The sequence below is a fragment of the Azospirillum sp. TSH58 genome (assembly GCF_003119115.1).
Taxonomy (GTDB): domain Bacteria; phylum Pseudomonadota; class Alphaproteobacteria; order Azospirillales; family Azospirillaceae; genus Azospirillum.
This window is the reverse complement of sequence record NZ_CP022366.1, coordinates 16,070-32,299: the sequence shown is the minus strand read 5'-3', so window position 1 is coordinate 32,299 and position 16,230 is coordinate 16,070. Positions and strand designations below refer to the sequence as shown.

Annotated in this window: 15 protein-coding genes; 2 read left to right on the top strand and 13 right to left on the bottom strand. The window is 69.6% G+C overall.

Translation table 11 applies throughout. The features are described 5' to 3' along the window. Window positions 1-42 precede the first annotated feature (42 nt). Window positions 43-1,122, top strand: a complete 1,080-nt coding sequence (gene fbaA / locus TSH58p_RS18795) for a class II fructose-bisphosphate aldolase (protein WP_109071524.1) — start codon at window positions 43-45, stop codon at window positions 1,120-1,122. Window positions 1,123-1,167: 45 nt separating this feature from the next. Here fbaA and TSH58p_RS18790 read toward each other — a convergent pair whose 3' ends face one another. The 13 genes from TSH58p_RS18790 to TSH58p_RS18735 all read right to left on the bottom strand — a co-directional run bounded on the left by TSH58p_RS18790 (window position 1,168) and on the right by TSH58p_RS18735 (window position 15,097). Further along, a complete protein-coding gene (locus TSH58p_RS18790; RefSeq protein WP_109071525.1) occupies window positions 1,168-1,986 on the bottom strand; it encodes a hypothetical protein in 819 nt (272 codons plus the stop codon). 68 nt (window positions 1,987-2,054) lie between these two features. Beyond that, on the bottom strand, window positions 2,055-2,909 hold the full coding sequence (locus tag TSH58p_RS18785) for a glycosyltransferase (protein WP_109071526.1): 855 nt from the start codon (window positions 2,907-2,909) through the stop codon (window positions 2,055-2,057). 281 nt (window positions 2,910-3,190) lie between these two features. After that, entirely contained in the window at window positions 3,191-4,669 is a 1,479-nt protein-coding gene (gene ccoG, locus TSH58p_RS18780) for a cytochrome c oxidase accessory protein CcoG (RefSeq protein WP_109071527.1), read from the bottom strand. A 173-nt stretch (window positions 4,670-4,842) separates the two neighbouring features. Beyond that, the gene (locus TSH58p_RS18775) at window positions 4,843-7,383 is read right to left on the bottom strand and encodes an extracellular solute-binding protein (protein ID WP_109071528.1); all 2,541 of its coding nucleotides are present in this window, start codon (window positions 7,381-7,383) and stop codon (window positions 4,843-4,845) included. Further along, window positions 7,370-8,044, bottom strand: a complete 675-nt coding sequence (locus TSH58p_RS18770; RefSeq protein WP_109071529.1) for a response regulator transcription factor — start codon at window positions 8,042-8,044, stop codon at window positions 7,370-7,372. The genes TSH58p_RS18775 and TSH58p_RS18770 overlap by 14 nt, the downstream gene beginning before the upstream one ends. 61 nt (window positions 8,045-8,105) lie before the next feature. Further along, on the bottom strand, window positions 8,106-8,984 hold the full coding sequence (locus TSH58p_RS18765) for a universal stress protein (RefSeq protein WP_109071530.1): 879 nt from the start codon (window positions 8,982-8,984) through the stop codon (window positions 8,106-8,108). Between the two features lie 13 nt (window positions 8,985-8,997). After that, window positions 8,998-9,669: a TerC family protein gene (locus TSH58p_RS18760; RefSeq protein ID WP_109071531.1), complete on the bottom strand. Its 672-nt coding sequence runs from the start codon at window positions 9,667-9,669 to the stop codon at window positions 8,998-9,000. A gap of 38 nt (window positions 9,670-9,707) precedes the next feature. Further along, entirely contained in the window at window positions 9,708-11,252 is a 1,545-nt protein-coding gene (locus tag TSH58p_RS18755; protein ID WP_109071532.1) for a tripartite tricarboxylate transporter permease, read from the bottom strand. 27 nt (window positions 11,253-11,279) lie between these two features. Then, window positions 11,280-11,768 carry a tripartite tricarboxylate transporter TctB family protein gene (locus tag TSH58p_RS18750; protein ID WP_014199998.1) on the bottom strand — a complete coding sequence of 163 codons (489 nt, stop codon included), beginning with the start codon at window positions 11,766-11,768 and terminating at the stop codon, window positions 11,280-11,282. Window positions 11,769-11,837: 69 nt separating this feature from the next. Continuing rightward, a complete protein-coding gene (locus TSH58p_RS18745) occupies window positions 11,838-12,815 on the bottom strand; it encodes a tripartite tricarboxylate transporter substrate binding protein (RefSeq protein WP_247874196.1) in 978 nt (325 codons plus the stop codon). A gap of 61 nt (window positions 12,816-12,876) precedes the next feature. Continuing rightward, on the bottom strand, window positions 12,877-13,848 hold the full coding sequence (locus TSH58p_RS18740; protein ID WP_109071533.1) for a tripartite tricarboxylate transporter substrate binding protein: 972 nt from the start codon (window positions 13,846-13,848) through the stop codon (window positions 12,877-12,879). A gap of 52 nt (window positions 13,849-13,900) precedes the next feature. After that, the gene (locus TSH58p_RS33645) at window positions 13,901-14,068 is read right to left on the bottom strand and encodes a hypothetical protein (protein WP_199230197.1); all 168 of its coding nucleotides are present in this window, start codon (window positions 14,066-14,068) and stop codon (window positions 13,901-13,903) included. Window positions 14,069-14,344: 276 nt separating this feature from the next. Then, window positions 14,345-15,097 carry a TSUP family transporter gene (locus TSH58p_RS18735; protein ID WP_247874197.1) on the bottom strand — a complete coding sequence of 251 codons (753 nt, stop codon included), beginning with the start codon at window positions 15,095-15,097 and terminating at the stop codon, window positions 14,345-14,347. A 125-nt stretch (window positions 15,098-15,222) separates the two neighbouring features. Between TSH58p_RS18735 and gcvA the strand changes: the two genes are divergently transcribed. Further along, window positions 15,223-16,137: a transcriptional regulator GcvA gene (gene gcvA / locus TSH58p_RS18730; RefSeq protein ID WP_109071535.1), complete on the top strand. Its 915-nt coding sequence runs from the start codon at window positions 15,223-15,225 to the stop codon at window positions 16,135-16,137. Window positions 16,138-16,230 lie beyond the last annotated feature (93 nt).

Genomic DNA, 16,230 nt, shown 5'->3' with positions numbered 1-16,230 from the left:
CGACGTTTCAAGGCAGTATTTTTCCGAGGGAGGAATTCACCCATGTCTGCCCCGACCCGACTGAAGCCCGGCGTCGTGACCGGAGAGGACTACCGCGCGCTGATCGCCGCCTGCCAGGACGGCGGTTACGCTCTGCCGGCGGTCAACGTGGTCGGCACCAACGGCATCAACGCCGTCCTCGAAGCGGCGGCGAAGAACCGCTCCGACGTGATCGTGCAGCTGTCCAACGGCGGCGCCCGCTTCTACGCCGGCGAAGGCATGAAGGACGCGCTCCAGGCCCGCATCCTGGGCGCCGTGTCGGCGGCCCAGCACGTCCATCTGCTGGCCGAGCAGTACGGCGTCTGCGTCGTCCTGCACACCGACCACGCGAACAAGGGCCTGATCCCCTGGGTCGAGGGCATGATCGGCCATGGCGAGGAGCATTTCCGCCGCACCGGCCGTCCGCTGTTCAGCTCGCACATGCTCGACCTGTCGGAGGAGTCGCTGGACTTCAACCTGTCGGAATGCGCCCGCATCCTCAAGCGCCTCGCCCCGCTGGGCATGAGCCTGGAGATCGAGCTGGGCGTGACCGGCGGCGAGGAGGACGGCATCGGGTCGGAGGACCTGGACGCCGCCAACAACGCCCACCTCTACACCCAGCCGGAAGACGTGCTGCGCGCCTATGAGGAGCTGTCGCCCATCGGCCATTTCTCGGTCGCGGCCTCCTTCGGCAACGTGCACGGCGTCTACGCCCCGGGCAACGTGAAGCTGCGTCCGGAGATCCTCGGCGCCTCGCAGTCGCTGGTGTCGGAGCGTCACGGCGGCGGCGCCAAGCCGCTGGCCCTGGTGTTCCACGGCGGTTCGGGGTCGGAGAAGGAGAAGATCGCCCAGGCGGTCGGCTTCGGCGTGTTCAAGATGAACATCGACACCGACACCCAGTTCGCCTTCGCCGAGTCCATCGGCGGCTTCGTGCTGGAGAACGAGGCGGCCTTCCGTCACCAGATCGACCCGCAGTCGGGCAAGCCGCTGAAGAAGCTGTACGACCCGCGCAAGTGGCTGCGCCTGGGCGAGCAGGGCATGGTCCGCCGTCTCGACGAGGCCTTCGCCGATCTGGGCGCCGCCGGCAAGTCGCTGGCCGGCTGATCGGTCTTGGGAGTGGGGGTGGGGGCCCGGCACGGCCGCCCACCCCTACACCGACGGCACGACCCCGATCACCGGCTCCGGCGGCGTCGCAAGCATCGCCGGAGCCGGGGGCGCCGTGAAGTCCACGGCCAACTGATCGATCGTCATCGACCCGGCGCCCGCCGCCACCTCCGCGCCGAACTGGAAGCCCAGAATCCAGTCCGTCTCGCTGACGATGCCGCGGGATTGAAGCTCGTCCAGCAGCCCATCCAGGTCCAGCGTCCCGGCCAACCGGTCGTCGCCGTATTGCAGGACCGTGTATTCCCAGTCGATCGGATTGCCGTCCACCCCGCCGCTGAACACCGGCTTGTTCCACAGGGTGGCGTTCCCCTGCGCGTCGCTCAGCGTGGCGACCGGGTCCCCGGCGGGGGTGAAGTAGCCGCTGTGCAGCCAGACCATCACCTCGTCGGTCACGCCCTCGATCCCCTTTTTCGGGTCGTCGCCGATCCACAGGCTGACGGCGACGTTGTAGAGGTTTGTCGCGCCGGTCAGCCCGACCTTGTAGGTCACGTCGAAATTGGGCAGGTCGGCGATCCGCGCCGGCAGGACCGTGCTGGTGGACGGTGCCCCGTTCCACGGATTGATGCCGTGCGTCAGCTCCGGATAGGCGCGCACCGGGTAATTCTCGTAGGTCAGGGCGCGCCGGCTGTCGTAGGGCCAGCTCCAGCTGATCGCCGTGCCGTTCGGAAAGGTCGCCTCGTCGATGGCGATGGACTGGGTGAAGTCCTTGCCGTTGCGGAAACCGCCCGGATTCCAGACATTGCTGCTGGCCGCCCAGTGGTTGGCCTCCAGGCGGTCGGCGCTTCCCGTCAGCGTCGTGGTCATGGCTGGTCCCCGCTCCGTCCTGCGTCGGGGGCTTCAACAGGGTCGGTCAAGGAAGATCGCGGCGGCGTTCAGCGCCCGGCGGACAGCCGGCGGTCGATGTCGCGCGCCAGCCGCTCCATCGGGCTCGCCGGCTCGATGGCGTCGAACCACTTGTTGTGCCAGTGGAAGCAGAAGGCGCCGGGAAAGAAGTTGTCGAGGTCGTAGGCGACCGGCGACGCCTTCATGAAGTCGTTGAAGTGAAGCACCGGGTTGTCGATCCACCCGGCGTCGAACCAGGGGCACGGCAGCACGAGGATGTCCATCGGCGTGTCGTACACCAGGCCGGCCTGCTGGAAACCCCAGCCGCAGCCACGGTTCCGGATGAACTCGATGTTTCCCTTCATCGCCTCCGACCGCGGCGTGGGGGAAATGTAGATCGCGCCGTTGGGATAGTTCTTCTGCTCCCACCGGTAGGCCAGGATCTTGCCGGGAAACTGGTTCAGGAGCGGCGTGACGCTTCTCAGGAACAGGCAGTCGAGGTCGAACCACACGCCGCCGTACTTGTAGAGAAGAATGTACCGGACGATGTCGGAATAGAAGGACGCGTCGATCGACCGTCCGAAAACATGCCCCTCAAGAAAGGTGCCGCGGCATTCGTCGCGCTCGGAAAAGGCGCGTATTTCGGCGTATTTTCTGATTTCGCGCCGATAGTCGTTGTCGGCGCCATTCTGCGTCCAGACGATGATCCTGTTCGCGCCGCCGCGGACGTTGAACAGATGGCAGCTTTTCACCGAAATCAGATGCTTCTCGTTCAGCGCGCCGTCCCAATAGGCGTGGAAGGTGAGCGGTTCGGCCGGAGGCGTCTCGTCCTTGATGAGCTTGGCGACCTCCAGCGCCAGAAGTTCATGGGAGAAATCCTCCGGTGCGAACCTCAGCACTTCCATCGATGGACCCTTCATGACGCCATTCTCGGGGAAAGCTCCCGCGAACGCCGTTATGCAACAGCTTCGGCACGGCAAGCAATCTCACCCCCCCCATGGAAGGCGGACGCCCGGGGACCGGACGCCCGCTTTTCCTGCAAAAGCCGTCACTTGCCCTTGCGGGTCAGCAGGAAGGCGAAGACCCCGATGGTGACGACGAACACGCTGACGGCGCCGACCAGGGCGATGTAGGTGGTGGTGTCGAAGTTCATGGCGCAACCTCCTTTGTGTGAAGACAGGCAGGGTCAGGGCGCGAGAAAGACCGTCTCGTGCTGGACGGTCAGCCCGTCCGGCTGGCGGGTGACGACGAAGGCCGCGGGGGTCGAGGGCTGGCGCAGCGCCTCCTTCGGCACGCGGACCAGCACGCGGTGGGTCGCCACGCTGTCGGGATCGGCCTGGACCAGGACGGCGCCTTCCGCCGCCTCGCCTTCGCCGCCGGCCACCGACAGGACGGCGCCGGGAAGCCCGGCGACGGACAGGCGGTAGGTCTGGGCCGCCCGCGTCATGTTCAGGACCTTGACCGTGTAGGCGTTCTGGACGTCGCCGTTGGACAGGGTGACGAACAGCGGCGCGCGGTCGCGCAGGATGCTCACGTCCACCGTCGGCTTCAGCACCAGCCCGGCGGCCATCATCCCGCCGACGACGGTCAGCAGCAGCGTGTAGATGATGGTGCGCGGGCGGACCGGCTTGAACGACGGCGTAGCGCCGTTGGCCCGCGCGATCTGGGCGTTCAGGGAATCGAAGCGGACCAGATCGCCGGGCCGCCCGATCTTCGCCATCACGCCGTTGCAGGCGTCCACGCACAGGCCGCAACCGATGCAGGCGAGCTGCGGGCCGTTGCGGATGTCCACCCCGGTCGGGCAGACATGGACGCAGGCCCCGCAATCGATGCAGTCGCCCAGCCCCGTCACCCTGCGCTCCTCCCAGCTCAGCGAGCGCTTCAGGTGGCCGCGGCCCTCGCCGCGCCAGTCCTCGTAGGTGACGGTCAGGCTCTCCTCGTCCTGCATCGCCGCCTGGAAGCGCGGCCAGGGGCACATGTAGATGCACACCTGCTCGCGCGCGTGGCCGGCCAGCAGATAGGTGGTCGCGGTGAACAGCCCGATGAACAGCAGCACGGTCGAGGACGCCTCGAACCGCAGCATCTCCAGCGCCAGGGTCGGGGCGTCGTTGAAGTAGAAGACCCAGGCGCCGCCGGTCAGCAGCGCGATCAGCAGCCAGGCGGCGTGCTTGGTTGCCTTCCTGCCCAGCTTGGCCGGCGACCAGGGGGCGTTGTCGAGGCGGATGCGGTCGCCGCGGTCGCCCTCGATCCGGCGCTCCACCCACAGGAACAGGTCGCTCCACACCGTCTGCGGGCAGGCGTAGCCGCACCAGACGCGGCCGGCGAGCGCGGTCGCCAGGAACAGGCCGATGGCCCCCAGGATCAGCGCGCCGGTCAGGTAATAGACCTGCTGCGGCCACAGCTCGATGAAGAAGAAATACAGGCGGCGGCCCGGCATATCCACCAGCACCGCCTGATCCGGCGCGTTGGGGCCGCGGTCCCAGCGTATCCAGGGGGTGACGTAGTAGAGGCCCAGCAGAAGGACCAGCGTCAGCCATTTCAGCCGGCGGAAGGTGCCGGCGACCGACTTCGGGTAGATCTTGTCGTGCTTGGCGTAGAGGCCGCTCCTGTGCGCGGGATCCGCGGGGTGGGGGGCGGTTCGCGGTTCGGTGGTGGAAACGCTCATCATGCTCGTCCGTGGTTCGGCCCGCGGACACATGGGCAGGGGGTAGGGCAGAGGGCGGGCCTTCCCCGCAGGCTAGGGAGACGGCGCGGCGCTGCCTTTGCGAATCCGCAAACGGATGGGGCGGGGCGTCGATTTTCGGTGGGGGACGCGGTGGGGGCGGGGCTATCCCCGGCTCAGGGCAGCAGGATCGCCGACTGCCATTGCTGGAGGAAGCGCTCCCGCTTCAGCCGGTCGAGAAACACCAGCAGGGCCGGGCTGAGGGCGATGGGGTGCAGCGGTGCCGCCGTGCTGGAGCGCAGGCCCGACGCCGAGGCCTCCCGCTTGATGCCGGAGGAGATGGCGTAGAGGGCGGAGCGGTCGGCCACCACCTCCTGCCCGCGCGGCGACAGCAGATAGTCGATGAACTGGCCGGCGAGCTGCGGCCGGGGCGCCGTCCGGGGGATCACCGCGACGCGGGAGATGACCAGCGTGTAGTCCTCCGGCACCACGATGCCGATGGGCGCCCCCGCCGCCGCCCGCGCCCGCGCGTAGGAGCCGAGGACGTTGTAGGCGATCAGCACCTCCCCCCGCTCGACCATGTCGAGGATGTCGCCGGAGCAGCAGGCGAGCCGCGCCTGGGCGTTCCCCATCATCGCGACGAGCTGCCAGTACTGGCCGAACAGCAGGGCGTCGTGGGAAGCCAGCAGGTAGCCGATGCCGCTGGTGGCGGTGTCGTAGGTGGCGACGCGCCGGCTGAAACGCGCCGGGTCGTCGCGCAGCAGCCGGATCAGCGCCGGGCGCGTGCGCGGCACCTCCGCGTCGGGCAGCAAGTCGCGGTTGTAGGCGATCACCGCCGGCTCGAAGGTGAAGCCGAACGCCTCGTCCCGCCAGTTCGCCCAGTCCGGCAGCGCGTCGGTCAGGGCGGAGCGGTGGGGCTGGGTGTAGCCGTCGTTGACCAGCTTCACCTGCAGGTCGGAGGCGGAGCTGATGAGCAGGTCGGGTGTCTCCGCCGCCCCCTTGGCCGCATCCCCCTTGGCCGCATCCCCCTTGGCCGGCATGGCCACCGCCTCGGCGTAGAGGTCGGCGGTGTCCATGTCCTTGTACTCGATGGTGACGTCGGGGTGGAGCTGCTGGAAGTCGAGGACCAGCGGCTCGATCGCCTGCCGGTCGGTGGCCGAATGGATGCGCAGCCGCTCCCGCTCGCCGCCGGGGGCGGGGTAGGTGAGCAGTTGCGCCGCCTGCGCCCAGGGGGACCAGAGCAGGGCGCAGAGGACCAGCAGGGGCAGCAGGGCCCGCGCCGCGCTTCCCCCCGCCGGGACGGCGCCGTCCGCCGCCGGGAAGTCGATGCGGGCGACCAGCCCGCCGCCGGGACGGTCGAGCAACGCGAAATCCGCCCCGTGCGCCTCCACCACCGAGGTGACGATGGCGAGGCCCAGACCGCTGCCCGCCACCCCGGCGGCGGAGCTGCCGCGCCCGAACCGCTCCAGCACGCGGCGCTTCTCGGCGTCCGGCACGCCGGGGCCGCGGTCGGCGATCTCCACGCGCAGGCCGCGCCCCTCCGGCCGGGTTGTCAGCGACAGGTCGATGGGGCCGGACGGGCCGGCGTACTTCACCGCGTTGTCGAGCAGATTGGTCAGCGCCTCGCGCAGGCTGATGGCGTCGCCGGGGACGGTGGCCGGCTCGGCGGCGCGGTCGATGTCCAGGCGGATCGCCGTGTCGCCGGCGACCGCGCGGGCGCGCTGGAACACCTGCTCCAGCAGGGCGCCGAGATCGACGTCCTCGGGCTTCAGCGCCTCGCTGCGGTGGATCACCATGGCGTGGTTGAGGAGCTGGCTGGTGAGCTGGCTGGCCTCCACCGCGTTGCGGTGCACGCGCTGGGCGATGCGGTGCAGGGCGTCGGGATCGTCCTCGTCGATGGCGAGTTCGGCCTGCAGGCGCAGGCTGGCCAGCGGGGTGCGGATCTGGTGGGCGGCATCGGCCAGAAAGGTCTGCATGGTGTCGAGGTTGGATTGGAGCCGCGCCATGAGCTGGTTGATCGCCTGGACGAGCTGGGAGACCTCCTGCGGCGGCGGCATGGCGATGGGGGAGAAGTCGTGGGGCTGCCGCTCGCGGATCATCCGCTCCAGCGAGCCCAGCGGGGCCAGCGCCTGCCGCACCCCGAACCAGATCAGCCCGCCCGCCGCGACGACGGTGAAGGCGATGGGCAGGAAGGCGTTCGCCAGGATGTCGCGGGCCAGCGCCCCGCGCTCCTCCCGCGTCTGGGCGACGGCGATGGTGACCCAGCCGCCAAGCTCCGGCTGCGCGGCGAAGCGCTTCAGGACGGCGACGCGCACCGGCATGCCGCGGAAGATGGCGTTGTCGAAGCGGGTGGCGGAGTCGCTGCCGGCCGCGCCGGCGACCCCGGCCTTGGCGGGCGCCATCGGCAGGTCGTGGTAGCCGGTGACCAGCTCGCCGTCCGGGGCGGTGATCCGGTAGAACACGCGGTCGCGCCGCGCCTGGGCCAGGATGCCCAGCGAGGAATAGGGCAGGTCGACGGAGAAGCGCCCGTCCTCCACCCGCACCGTGTCGGAGATGGACAGGGCCGACGCCATCAGCAGCCGGTCGAAGGCGGCGTCGGCGGCGCGCTGGGCGTAGGCGCTGACGAACAGGAACAAGCCGGCGGTCAGGACGGCCAGGACGCCAAGCAGCCGGATGAACAGCCGTCGCCGCAGCGAGTATCCTTCAGCCTTCGGCACACACTTCCGCCACATACCCCAGCCCCCGAACCGTCCGGATCTCCACCGACGCGCCCTCCAGCTTGCGCCGGAGGCGGGAGACATACAACTCGATGGCGTTGAGCGCGGTGGGCTGGTCGAGGCTGAACAGCCGGTCCATCAGGTCCTCCTTGGACAGGACGGTGTTCAGGTTGCTGAGGAACAGCTCCAGCAGCCGGAACTCGCGGCCCCCCAGATCGACGGGGCGGCCGTCGATCAGAACCTTCTTGGCCGCGGCGTCGAAGACCAGATTGCCGAACTGCGTGCGCGAGGAGGCGAGCCCGTGCGAGCGGCGCAGCAGGGCGCGGCAACGGGCCTCCAGTTCCCGCAGGTCGAAGGGCTTCACGATGAAGTCGTCGGCGCCGAGATCGAGCAGGTCGACCCGGACATTCACCTGGGAGCGGGCGGTCATCACCAGGACCGGCGTGGCGTCGCGGCGCTGGCGCAGGCGGTTCAGCAGCGTCTGCCCGTCCACCCCCGGCAGCATGATGTCGAGCAGGACGAGCTGGTACGCCTCCTGGCGCAGCAGCTCCTCCGCCTCGTCCCCGGTCGGCGCCCAGTCGACGGCGTAGCCCAGCTTGCGCAGCCGGTGGACGATGGCGTCGGCCAGATCCTCGGTGTCCTCGACGACGAGTATGCGCATGGTCCGTCTCCGGCCGTAATAGCCCTCTCCCCTCCGGGGAGAGGGGACATGAGCCCATGTATCAGTGCGCCATGAAGATGGGAATGGCGGGCGGCTCGCGCAGCACGTCGAGCGTCACGCCGCCCCACACCCGTTCGCGGACCCGGCTGTGGCCGTAGGCGCCCATCACCAGCAGGTCGCAGCCGGCCTCCGCCGCCGTCTCCTGCAAGGCGCGCCCGACCGCGCGGCCCGACGCCGCGACCCGGCGGATCGACGCCGCGACGCCGTGCAGCGCCAGATAAGCGGACAGGCGGTCGGGGTCGGCGGAGCGGCCGGGGTCGGCGACCTCCGCCGACAGGATGACCGCCTTGCCGGCGCGTTGCAGAAGCGGCAGCGCCGCCGCGACCGCCCGCGAGGCCGCCGCCCCGCCGTCCCAGGCCACGGCCGCCGCGGACCCGACCGACGCCGGTTCGGCCGCCGGGGCCAGCAGCAGAGGACGGCCGGAGCCGAACAGGGTGGCCTCGATGGCCGGACCCATGGCGTTGGTCCCGTCGGAGGTCTGGGCGATCACCACCAGATCGGCGAGCCGCGCCTCCTCCGCCAGGGTCTCCGCCAGCGGGCCGGTCGCCTGCTGCCAGGAGGCGGAGAGCCCGTCCGCGTCCTCGCCGCCGCCGGTCAGGCTGTCCGCCTCGGCTGCGCCGAAACGGTTGCGGAATTCCTCGAACAGGCCATGGGCGGAGTCGACCACCCGCGCCTGATCCTCCTGCCCGATGCGGATGAGCTGCTCGACCAGAGCCTTGGGGATGGCGGCGCTTTCCACGGAGGTGCGGATTTCGACCTGCGGCATGACGCTCAACCCTTCCACATGGGCGCGGAAGCGGGTGGCGAGCAGGAAGGCCGTGGCGATGGCGCGGCGGTCCAGCGGCCGTCCGGTCAGGGGAACGAGTACCTTCTTGATCATCGGAAGCGCTCCGTCACGATAGCCGGGAGGTGTGCATGAGGACTTCGTTGCTGCCGCGCCAGATCATGTCGAGCGCCACATAGGTGATGATGACGAGACCGACCCAGCCGATCCAACGGTGCTTGTGCAGGACATGCGCGATCATGTTGGCCGCGGCACCCATCAGCACGACGGACAGCAGAAGGCCGATGACCAGGATGGTCGGGTGGTCCTTGGCGGCGCCGGCCACCGCCAGCACGTTGTCGAGCGACATCGACACGTCGGCGACCACGATCTGCCAGATCGCCGCCCCCACCGTGACGCCGCCGACCGCGGCACCGGCGGCGGCGTTTCCGGACACCCCCACCGGCGTGTCGGGGGCCTCCATCGCCTCGTCGGGCGCCACCTCGTCCGTCCCGTGGGAGCGCAGCTCGCGGAACATCTTCCAGCAGACCCAGAGCAGCAGCACGCCGCCGGCCAGGGTCAGGCCGATGATGGCGAGGAGCTGCGTGGTGATGAGCGCGAAGAAGATGCGCAGGACGATGGCCGCGCCGATGCCCCAGAAGATCACCTTGCGGCGCTGCGCCAGCGGCACCGCGGCGGCGGCCATGCCGACGACGATGGCGTTGTCGCCGGCCAGCACGAGGTCGATGGCGATGACCTGTCCCAAGGCGGCGAGCTGCGACCAGAGATCGACGCTTTCCATGGAGAAGTCCTTCGAAGAATGGCCGAAGAATGGCGGTCTTACGTCGCGGGATGGGTGCCGGACGGGGAGGCGTTGTCGCCCTTGCCCGCGCCCTTGCCCGTGCCGTTGCTCCGATAGCGCAGGACCAGCGGACCGATCACCAGCAGGGCCGCGATGATGAGCAGGGCCGCCGAGATCGGGTGGGTCAGGAAGACCGACGGGTCGCCCTGGCTGATTGCCAGCGCGCGGCGGAACTGCTGTTCGGCCAGCGGTCCCAGGATGAGGCCGACCACGCAGGGCGCCACCGGCACGTTCAGAACGCGCATGCCGAAGCCGAGCAGCCCGATCACCCACAGGATGACCAGATCGATGACGTTGTTGTTCAGCGTGTAAGCGCCGAGCGACGAGAAGACCAGGATGCCGGCATACAGCCAGGGGCGCGGGATCAGCAGCAGCTTCACCCAGAAGCCGACCAGCGGCAGGTTCAGCACCAGCAGGAGCACGTTGCCGATGTAGAGGCTGGCGATCATGCCCCAGACCAGCTCGGGGTTGTTGTCGAACAGCGTCGGGCCGGGCTGCAGGCCGTACTGCTGGAAGGCGGCCAGCATGATGGCGGCGGTCGCCGAGGTCGGCAGGCCGAGCGACAGCAGCGGCGCCAGCACGCCGGCGGCCGACGCGTTGTTGGCGGCCTCCGGTCCGGCGACGGCCTCGATGGCGCCCTTGCCGAACTCCTCCGGCTTCTTCGCCAGACGCTTCTCGACCAGATAGGACAGGAAGGTCGGGATCTCGCTGCCGCCCGCCGGCAGGGTGCCGATGGGGAAGCCCAGCAGCGTGCCGCGCAGCCACGGTTTCCAGGAGCGTGACCAGTCCTCGCGGCTCATCCATTTGGAGCCCTTGAGCGCGTAGATCTCCTCCGTCTCGAAGCGGTGGCGGGAGGCGACGTAGAGCGTCTCGCCGACCGCGAACAGGCCGACCGCGACGACCACCGTGTCGATGCCGTCCAGCAGCTCCGGCACGCCGAAGGCCAGCCGCGCCTGACCGGTCTGCATGTCGATGCCGACCAGACCCAGCGCCAGACCGAGGAACAGGCTGGCCAGACCGCGGGCCAGCGAGCTGCCCAGCACCGCGGTGACGGTGGTCAGCGCCAGCACCATCAGCGCGAAATACTCGGCCGGGCCGAACAGCAGGGCCATCTTGACCATCAGCGGGGCGACGAAGGTCAGCGCCGCGGTGGCGATGGTGCCGGCGATGAAGGAGCCGATGGCGGCGGTCGCCAGCGCCTGTGCGCCGCGGCCCTGGCGGGCCATGGCGTGGCCGTCGATGGCGGTGACGATGCTGCCGGACTCGCCCGGCGCGTTCAGGAGGATCGAGGTCGTCGAGCCGCCGTACATCGCGCCGTAATAGATGCCGGCGAACATGATGAAGGCGGAGGTCGGCTCCAGCCCGTAGGTGACCGGCAGCAGCAGCGCCACGGTCAGCGCCGGGCCGATGCCGGGCAGCACGCCGACCGCGGTGCCCACCGTCACGCCGATCGCCGACCACAGAAGGTTGTAGGGGGTCAGCGCCACGAGGAAGCCGTGGCCCAGGGCGGCAAGGGTGTCCATTGTGCAGTTTCCTTCCCGAAACGGGGCTTACTCGGCGTCGGCTGACGTGAGCCGTTCGACGATGCTGCCCTCGGGCAGGTTCAGGCCGAGCCCGTAATTGAAGGCCACGAAGGTGAAGGCGGCGAGCGCCAGCCCGATGGCGAGGTTGACCATCAGCCGCCGGCCGCCGAAGGCGCGGGAGACCGCGGCGAACAGGATGGTGGTGGAAGGAATCCAGCCCAGCGTGTCCAGCAGCAGGAACTGGACGGCCAGCCCGGCCGCGACCAGCGCCACCGCCCAGAGGTCAAGCTCCAGCCCCTCGGCGTGGGCGACGGCCCCGGCGAAGGCCTCGCGCAGCAGGGACAGGCCGACCAGGACGAGGCCGCCCGAGATCAGGTAGGGGAACAGGGCGGGGCCGACCACCGCCCGGCCGACGCTCGGGGTCAGCATGGTCTCGACCGCGATCAAGCCCCCCAGGGCGATCAGCCCGCCGCCCAGCACCGCCTCTCCGGCGCGCATGCTCCGACCGGTGGTCATCGCTTCATCCTCCCAGACTGTTTTTTGCGGACCGGTGGGCGCGGCGACCGCGCCCACCTGGTTCGGTCCTTACTTCACGAGGCCGATGTCCTTCAGCGTGCCCTCGATCTGCGCGCGCTCCTGCTTCAGGAAGGAGGCGAACTCGGCGGAGGGCTGGTAGAGGTCGATCCAGCCGCGCTGCTTCACGGCCTGCTTCCACTCGTCGCTGGCGACGGCCTTGGCGACGGCCTCCTGGAGTTCCTTCAGCTCCGCCGGCTTGGCGGAGGCCTGGGCGAAGACGCCGCGCCAGTTCACGAACTCCAGGTCGATGCCCTGCTCCTTCATGGTCGGCGTGTCGGAGCCCGGCAGGCGCTGCGGGGCGGAGACGGCGATGGCGCGCAGCTTGCCCGCCTGGAACTGCGGGGCGAACTCGCTGTAGCCGCCCATGCCGAGCGTCACATGGCCGCCGAGCGCCGAGGCCAGCAGCTCGCCGCCGCCCGCAGTGGCGACGTAGTTGACCTTGTTGGGATCGACGCCGACCGCCTTGGCGATCAGGCCGGCCAGGATCTGGTCGCTGCCGCCCGCCGAGCCGCCGCCCCAGGAGACCGAGCCGGGGTCCGCCTTGAACTTCTTGATCAGGTCGTCGAAGGTCTTGATGGGCGACTCCGGCGGGACGACGATGGCGGTGTATTCGCCGGTCAGCCGGGCCAGCGGGGTCACCTGATCGAGCGTCACCGCCGACTTGTTGGTGACGATGGCGCCCAGCATGATCTGGCCACCGACCAGGATCGTCGGCGAACGCTTCTTGGCGGTGACGAACTGGGCGAGGCCGACCGTGCCGCCGGCGCCGGGGATGTTCACGACCTGGATGTTCGACGCCAGCTTCTGGTCCTGGAGAACCTGCTGAAGGGTGCGGGCGTGCTGGTCCCAACCGCCGCCGGGGCTCGCCGGGGCGATGATCTCCAGCCCCTTGATCTCGGCCAGCGACGGGGTGGCGGCGAGGGCGGCCGTGGCGAGAACGGCGGCGGTCAGGACGCCCTTCACGGCGCCCGGCATGCGGATGGTCATGACATTTCGCTCCATGGCTTTGTTTTGTTTTGAAACCCGACGGCCTACCGCCGGCTGTCGGTCACTTGACGAGGCCCAGCTCGGTCAGGACGCCTTCGATCCGGGTCCGCTCGTCCTTCACGAAGGCGGCGAACTGGTCGGACGGCAGGTAGAGGTCGATCCAGCCGCGCTCCGCGGCGATGCGCTTCCAGTCGTCGGTGCGGACCATGGCGCCGACCGCGTCGTCGAGAACCTGCTTTTCCGACGCCTTGAGGTTGCCCGGCGCCATCACCGCGCGCCAGTTCACCAACTCGACATCCACGCCCTGCTCCTTGAAGGTCGGGACGTCGATGCCGGGGATGCGCTGCGGGGCGGAGATCGCCAGCGCGCGCAGCTTTCCGGCCTGGAGCTGCGAGGCCATCTCGTTGTAGCCGCCGGTCGCCACGGTGATGTGGCCGCCGAGCACCGAGGCCATCATCTCGCCGCCCGCTCCGGCGGCGATGTAGTTCATCTTGGAGACGTCGCCCCCGATCGCCTTGACCAGCAGTCCGTAGAGGATGTGGTCGGGGCTGCCGACGGCGAAACCGCCCCAGGAGACGGAGCCGGGGTCGGCCTTGAACTTCCGGACGAGGTCGTCGAGCGTCTTCAGTGGCGAATCCGCGGCCACGACGATGGGCTGGTACTCGCCGGTCAGGCGGGCCAGCGGGGTCACCTGATCGAGCGACACCGGCGACTTGTTGATCAGGATCGCCCCGATCATGCCGAGGCCGGAGATCATCAGGCCGGGGTTGCGCTTCTTCGCCGTGACGAACTGGCTGAGGCCGATGGTGCCGCCGGCCCCCGGAATGTTGACCACCTGGACGCTGGAGGCCAGCTTGTGGTCCTGCAGGACCTGCTGCATGGCGCGCGCGTGCTGGTCATAGCCGCCGCCGGCGTTGGCGGGGGCGATGATCTCCAGATTCTTGATCTCCGCCGACGCGGGAGCGGCGAACAGGGCGGCAGCGGCCAGCACGGCCACCGCCAGCATCCCCTTGGCGGGGTTGCCGAGGCTCATGGTGTTTCCTCCGAGTGGACTTTCTTGTTTTTTGGATGGCGCTTGCCGCGCCTTACGGTGCCTTGGCGGCGGGACGCTGCGGACGCACCTCGTAGAGGAGGACGGAACCGCCGGCCCCCGCGCCGCAGGCGGCGCCATAAAAGAGCGGCGCCCGCTCATCCGCCGATGCGGTCTTCGCCGTGGTTTCCGCCGGCTTCCTGGCTGCGGATTCGGTCGCCATGGTGGAGTTTCCGGGAACGGTGGTTGGTTGTTCCAACTGTTTAGCAGGCGAACCTGTCATGAACCTGTCAGCCACCAGCCGGGCATGCAAAATTTCGGCGCTCCACCCCGAATGGGCGGAGACCGTTTGGTGGCGGATTCTATCCCCCGCCGGGGTGACGGGGAGGTGGCGTGGCCCCCTCCCTAACCCTCCCCCGCTTCGCAGGGGAGGGGATTTAAAGCTCCCTCCCCTGCGTCAGCGGGGGAGGGCCGGGGAGGGGGCAATAACCTCCCGCACTCACCGCACCACCAGCAGGAACAGCCCCTGGCCGAGATAGACGGTGCCGGTCAGGGCGACCAGACGCTGGCTCCAGGTGCGGAACTGGGCGTCGCTCATCGCGTCGAGCACACGGCGCGACAGGTTCGTTCCCAGAACGGCCATGCCGATGCACAGGAGCGTCGCCGTGACGTCCAGCGCCTCCGCCTCCGACGCCGCGACGAGGGAGCCGAAATAGACCGTCTTGAACAGATGGCCGAAGACCTGCATCGTCGCCTTGGTCGCGACGACGCTCTGCCGCGACAGGCTGGACTTCACGAAGAAGACGTCGAGCAGCGGCCCCGAGATGCCGGCGATCAGCTGCACGCCCATGCAGAGGAGGCCGGCCAGCGCGCTGTGCCCGCGCCGCGACACGTTCGGCGACCAGTGCGACGGAACCGCCATCGCCATGAAGGGCGACAGGCCCAGCACGATCAGCGCTTCCGCCTTGCCGGGCACGTAGCGGATCAGGGTGAAGGCGGCGACCGCCGCCGCCCCGCCCACCAGGAACCGGGCCACGATCCCCCATTGCACGTGCCGCCGCCACAGCCACGCCCGCCAGCCGTTGGCGGTCATCTGCGTGATCCCGTGCAGCAGCATGGCGGAGGACACCGGCAGCAACACCAGCAGCAGCCCCATCAGCACCATGCCGCCGGCCATGCCGAACAGGCCCGACAGGAAGGAGGTCACCAGCGCCGCAAGGCCGAGTCCGAGTGTCAGGGGAACCGTCAGCATCCCGCTCATCCGAAAGTTTTCTTTGGCTGTGGACGGCATGATGGCCTTGCCGGGCTTGTCCCGCAAACGGGATTGTCTGATGCTGACCCCCAGGAAATGTTGGGGTGCAAGGGGGAGGGGATCGGATGCGGCGCCTGCCATCGCTGAACGCCCTGCGGGCGTTCGAGGCCGCGGCCCGCCACGGCAGCTTCACCGGGGCGGCGGGCGAGCTGAACGTCTCGCAGGCCGCGGTCAGCCGCATGGTCCGCCTGCTGGAGGAGCGGATGGGCTTCCCGCTGTTCGAGCGGCGGGCCAACGCGCTGGAGCTGACCGACCGCGGGCGGGCGCTGCAACCCGGCCTGACCGGCGCCTTCGACGCGATCGCCGAGAGCGTGGAGCGGGTCGCCGCCATGCGCGACGGCCCGGTGCTGACTCTGGGGGTGGGCGCCACCTTCGCGGTGCGCTGGCTGATCCCGCGCCTGTCAGCCTTCCATGAGAGCCACCCCGACGTGGAGGTGCGCATCGCCACCGGGGGTGCCGGCGCGCCGATCCGCGAGGACTGGACCTGCGCCCTGCTGCTGGGCGACGGGCATTGGCCGGGCTACGAGGTGGAGGAGCTGTTCACCGCCGACATGCTGCCGGTCTGCGCGCCCGCCCTGGCGCGGACGTTGCGCCGTCCGGAGGATCTGCTGTCGGCGACCCTGCTGTCGGTGTCGCACTGGGCGGACGACTGGCCGCACTGGTTCGCCTCGGCCGGGCTGGCGCCGCCGGCCGTGAAGGGGCTGTCCTTCAGCAGCTACGCCATGACCTTGCAGGCGGCGGCGGACGGGGTGGGGGTGGCGCTGGGGGCGCGGCTCTACATCGCCGACGATCTGGCGGCGGGCCGGCTGGTCACGCCCTTCGCGCTGGCCGTGCCGATGGGGCGGGCGTGGTATCTGGTCTCGCGCCCGGCGCGGCATCGGGAGCCGGGCTTCACCGTCTTCCGGGACTGGCTGCACGCCGCGGTCGGGTCGCCGGATCCGGGAAAGAAAAGACCGCCGGAGAATACTCCGGCGGTCTGAAGTCGCACTTTGGAGAAACGTCACTCGGCGGAACCACGCGCACGGTGCGGCCTGCCGACTGGGTTTCAAAGGATAACCGAACGAAAACACTTA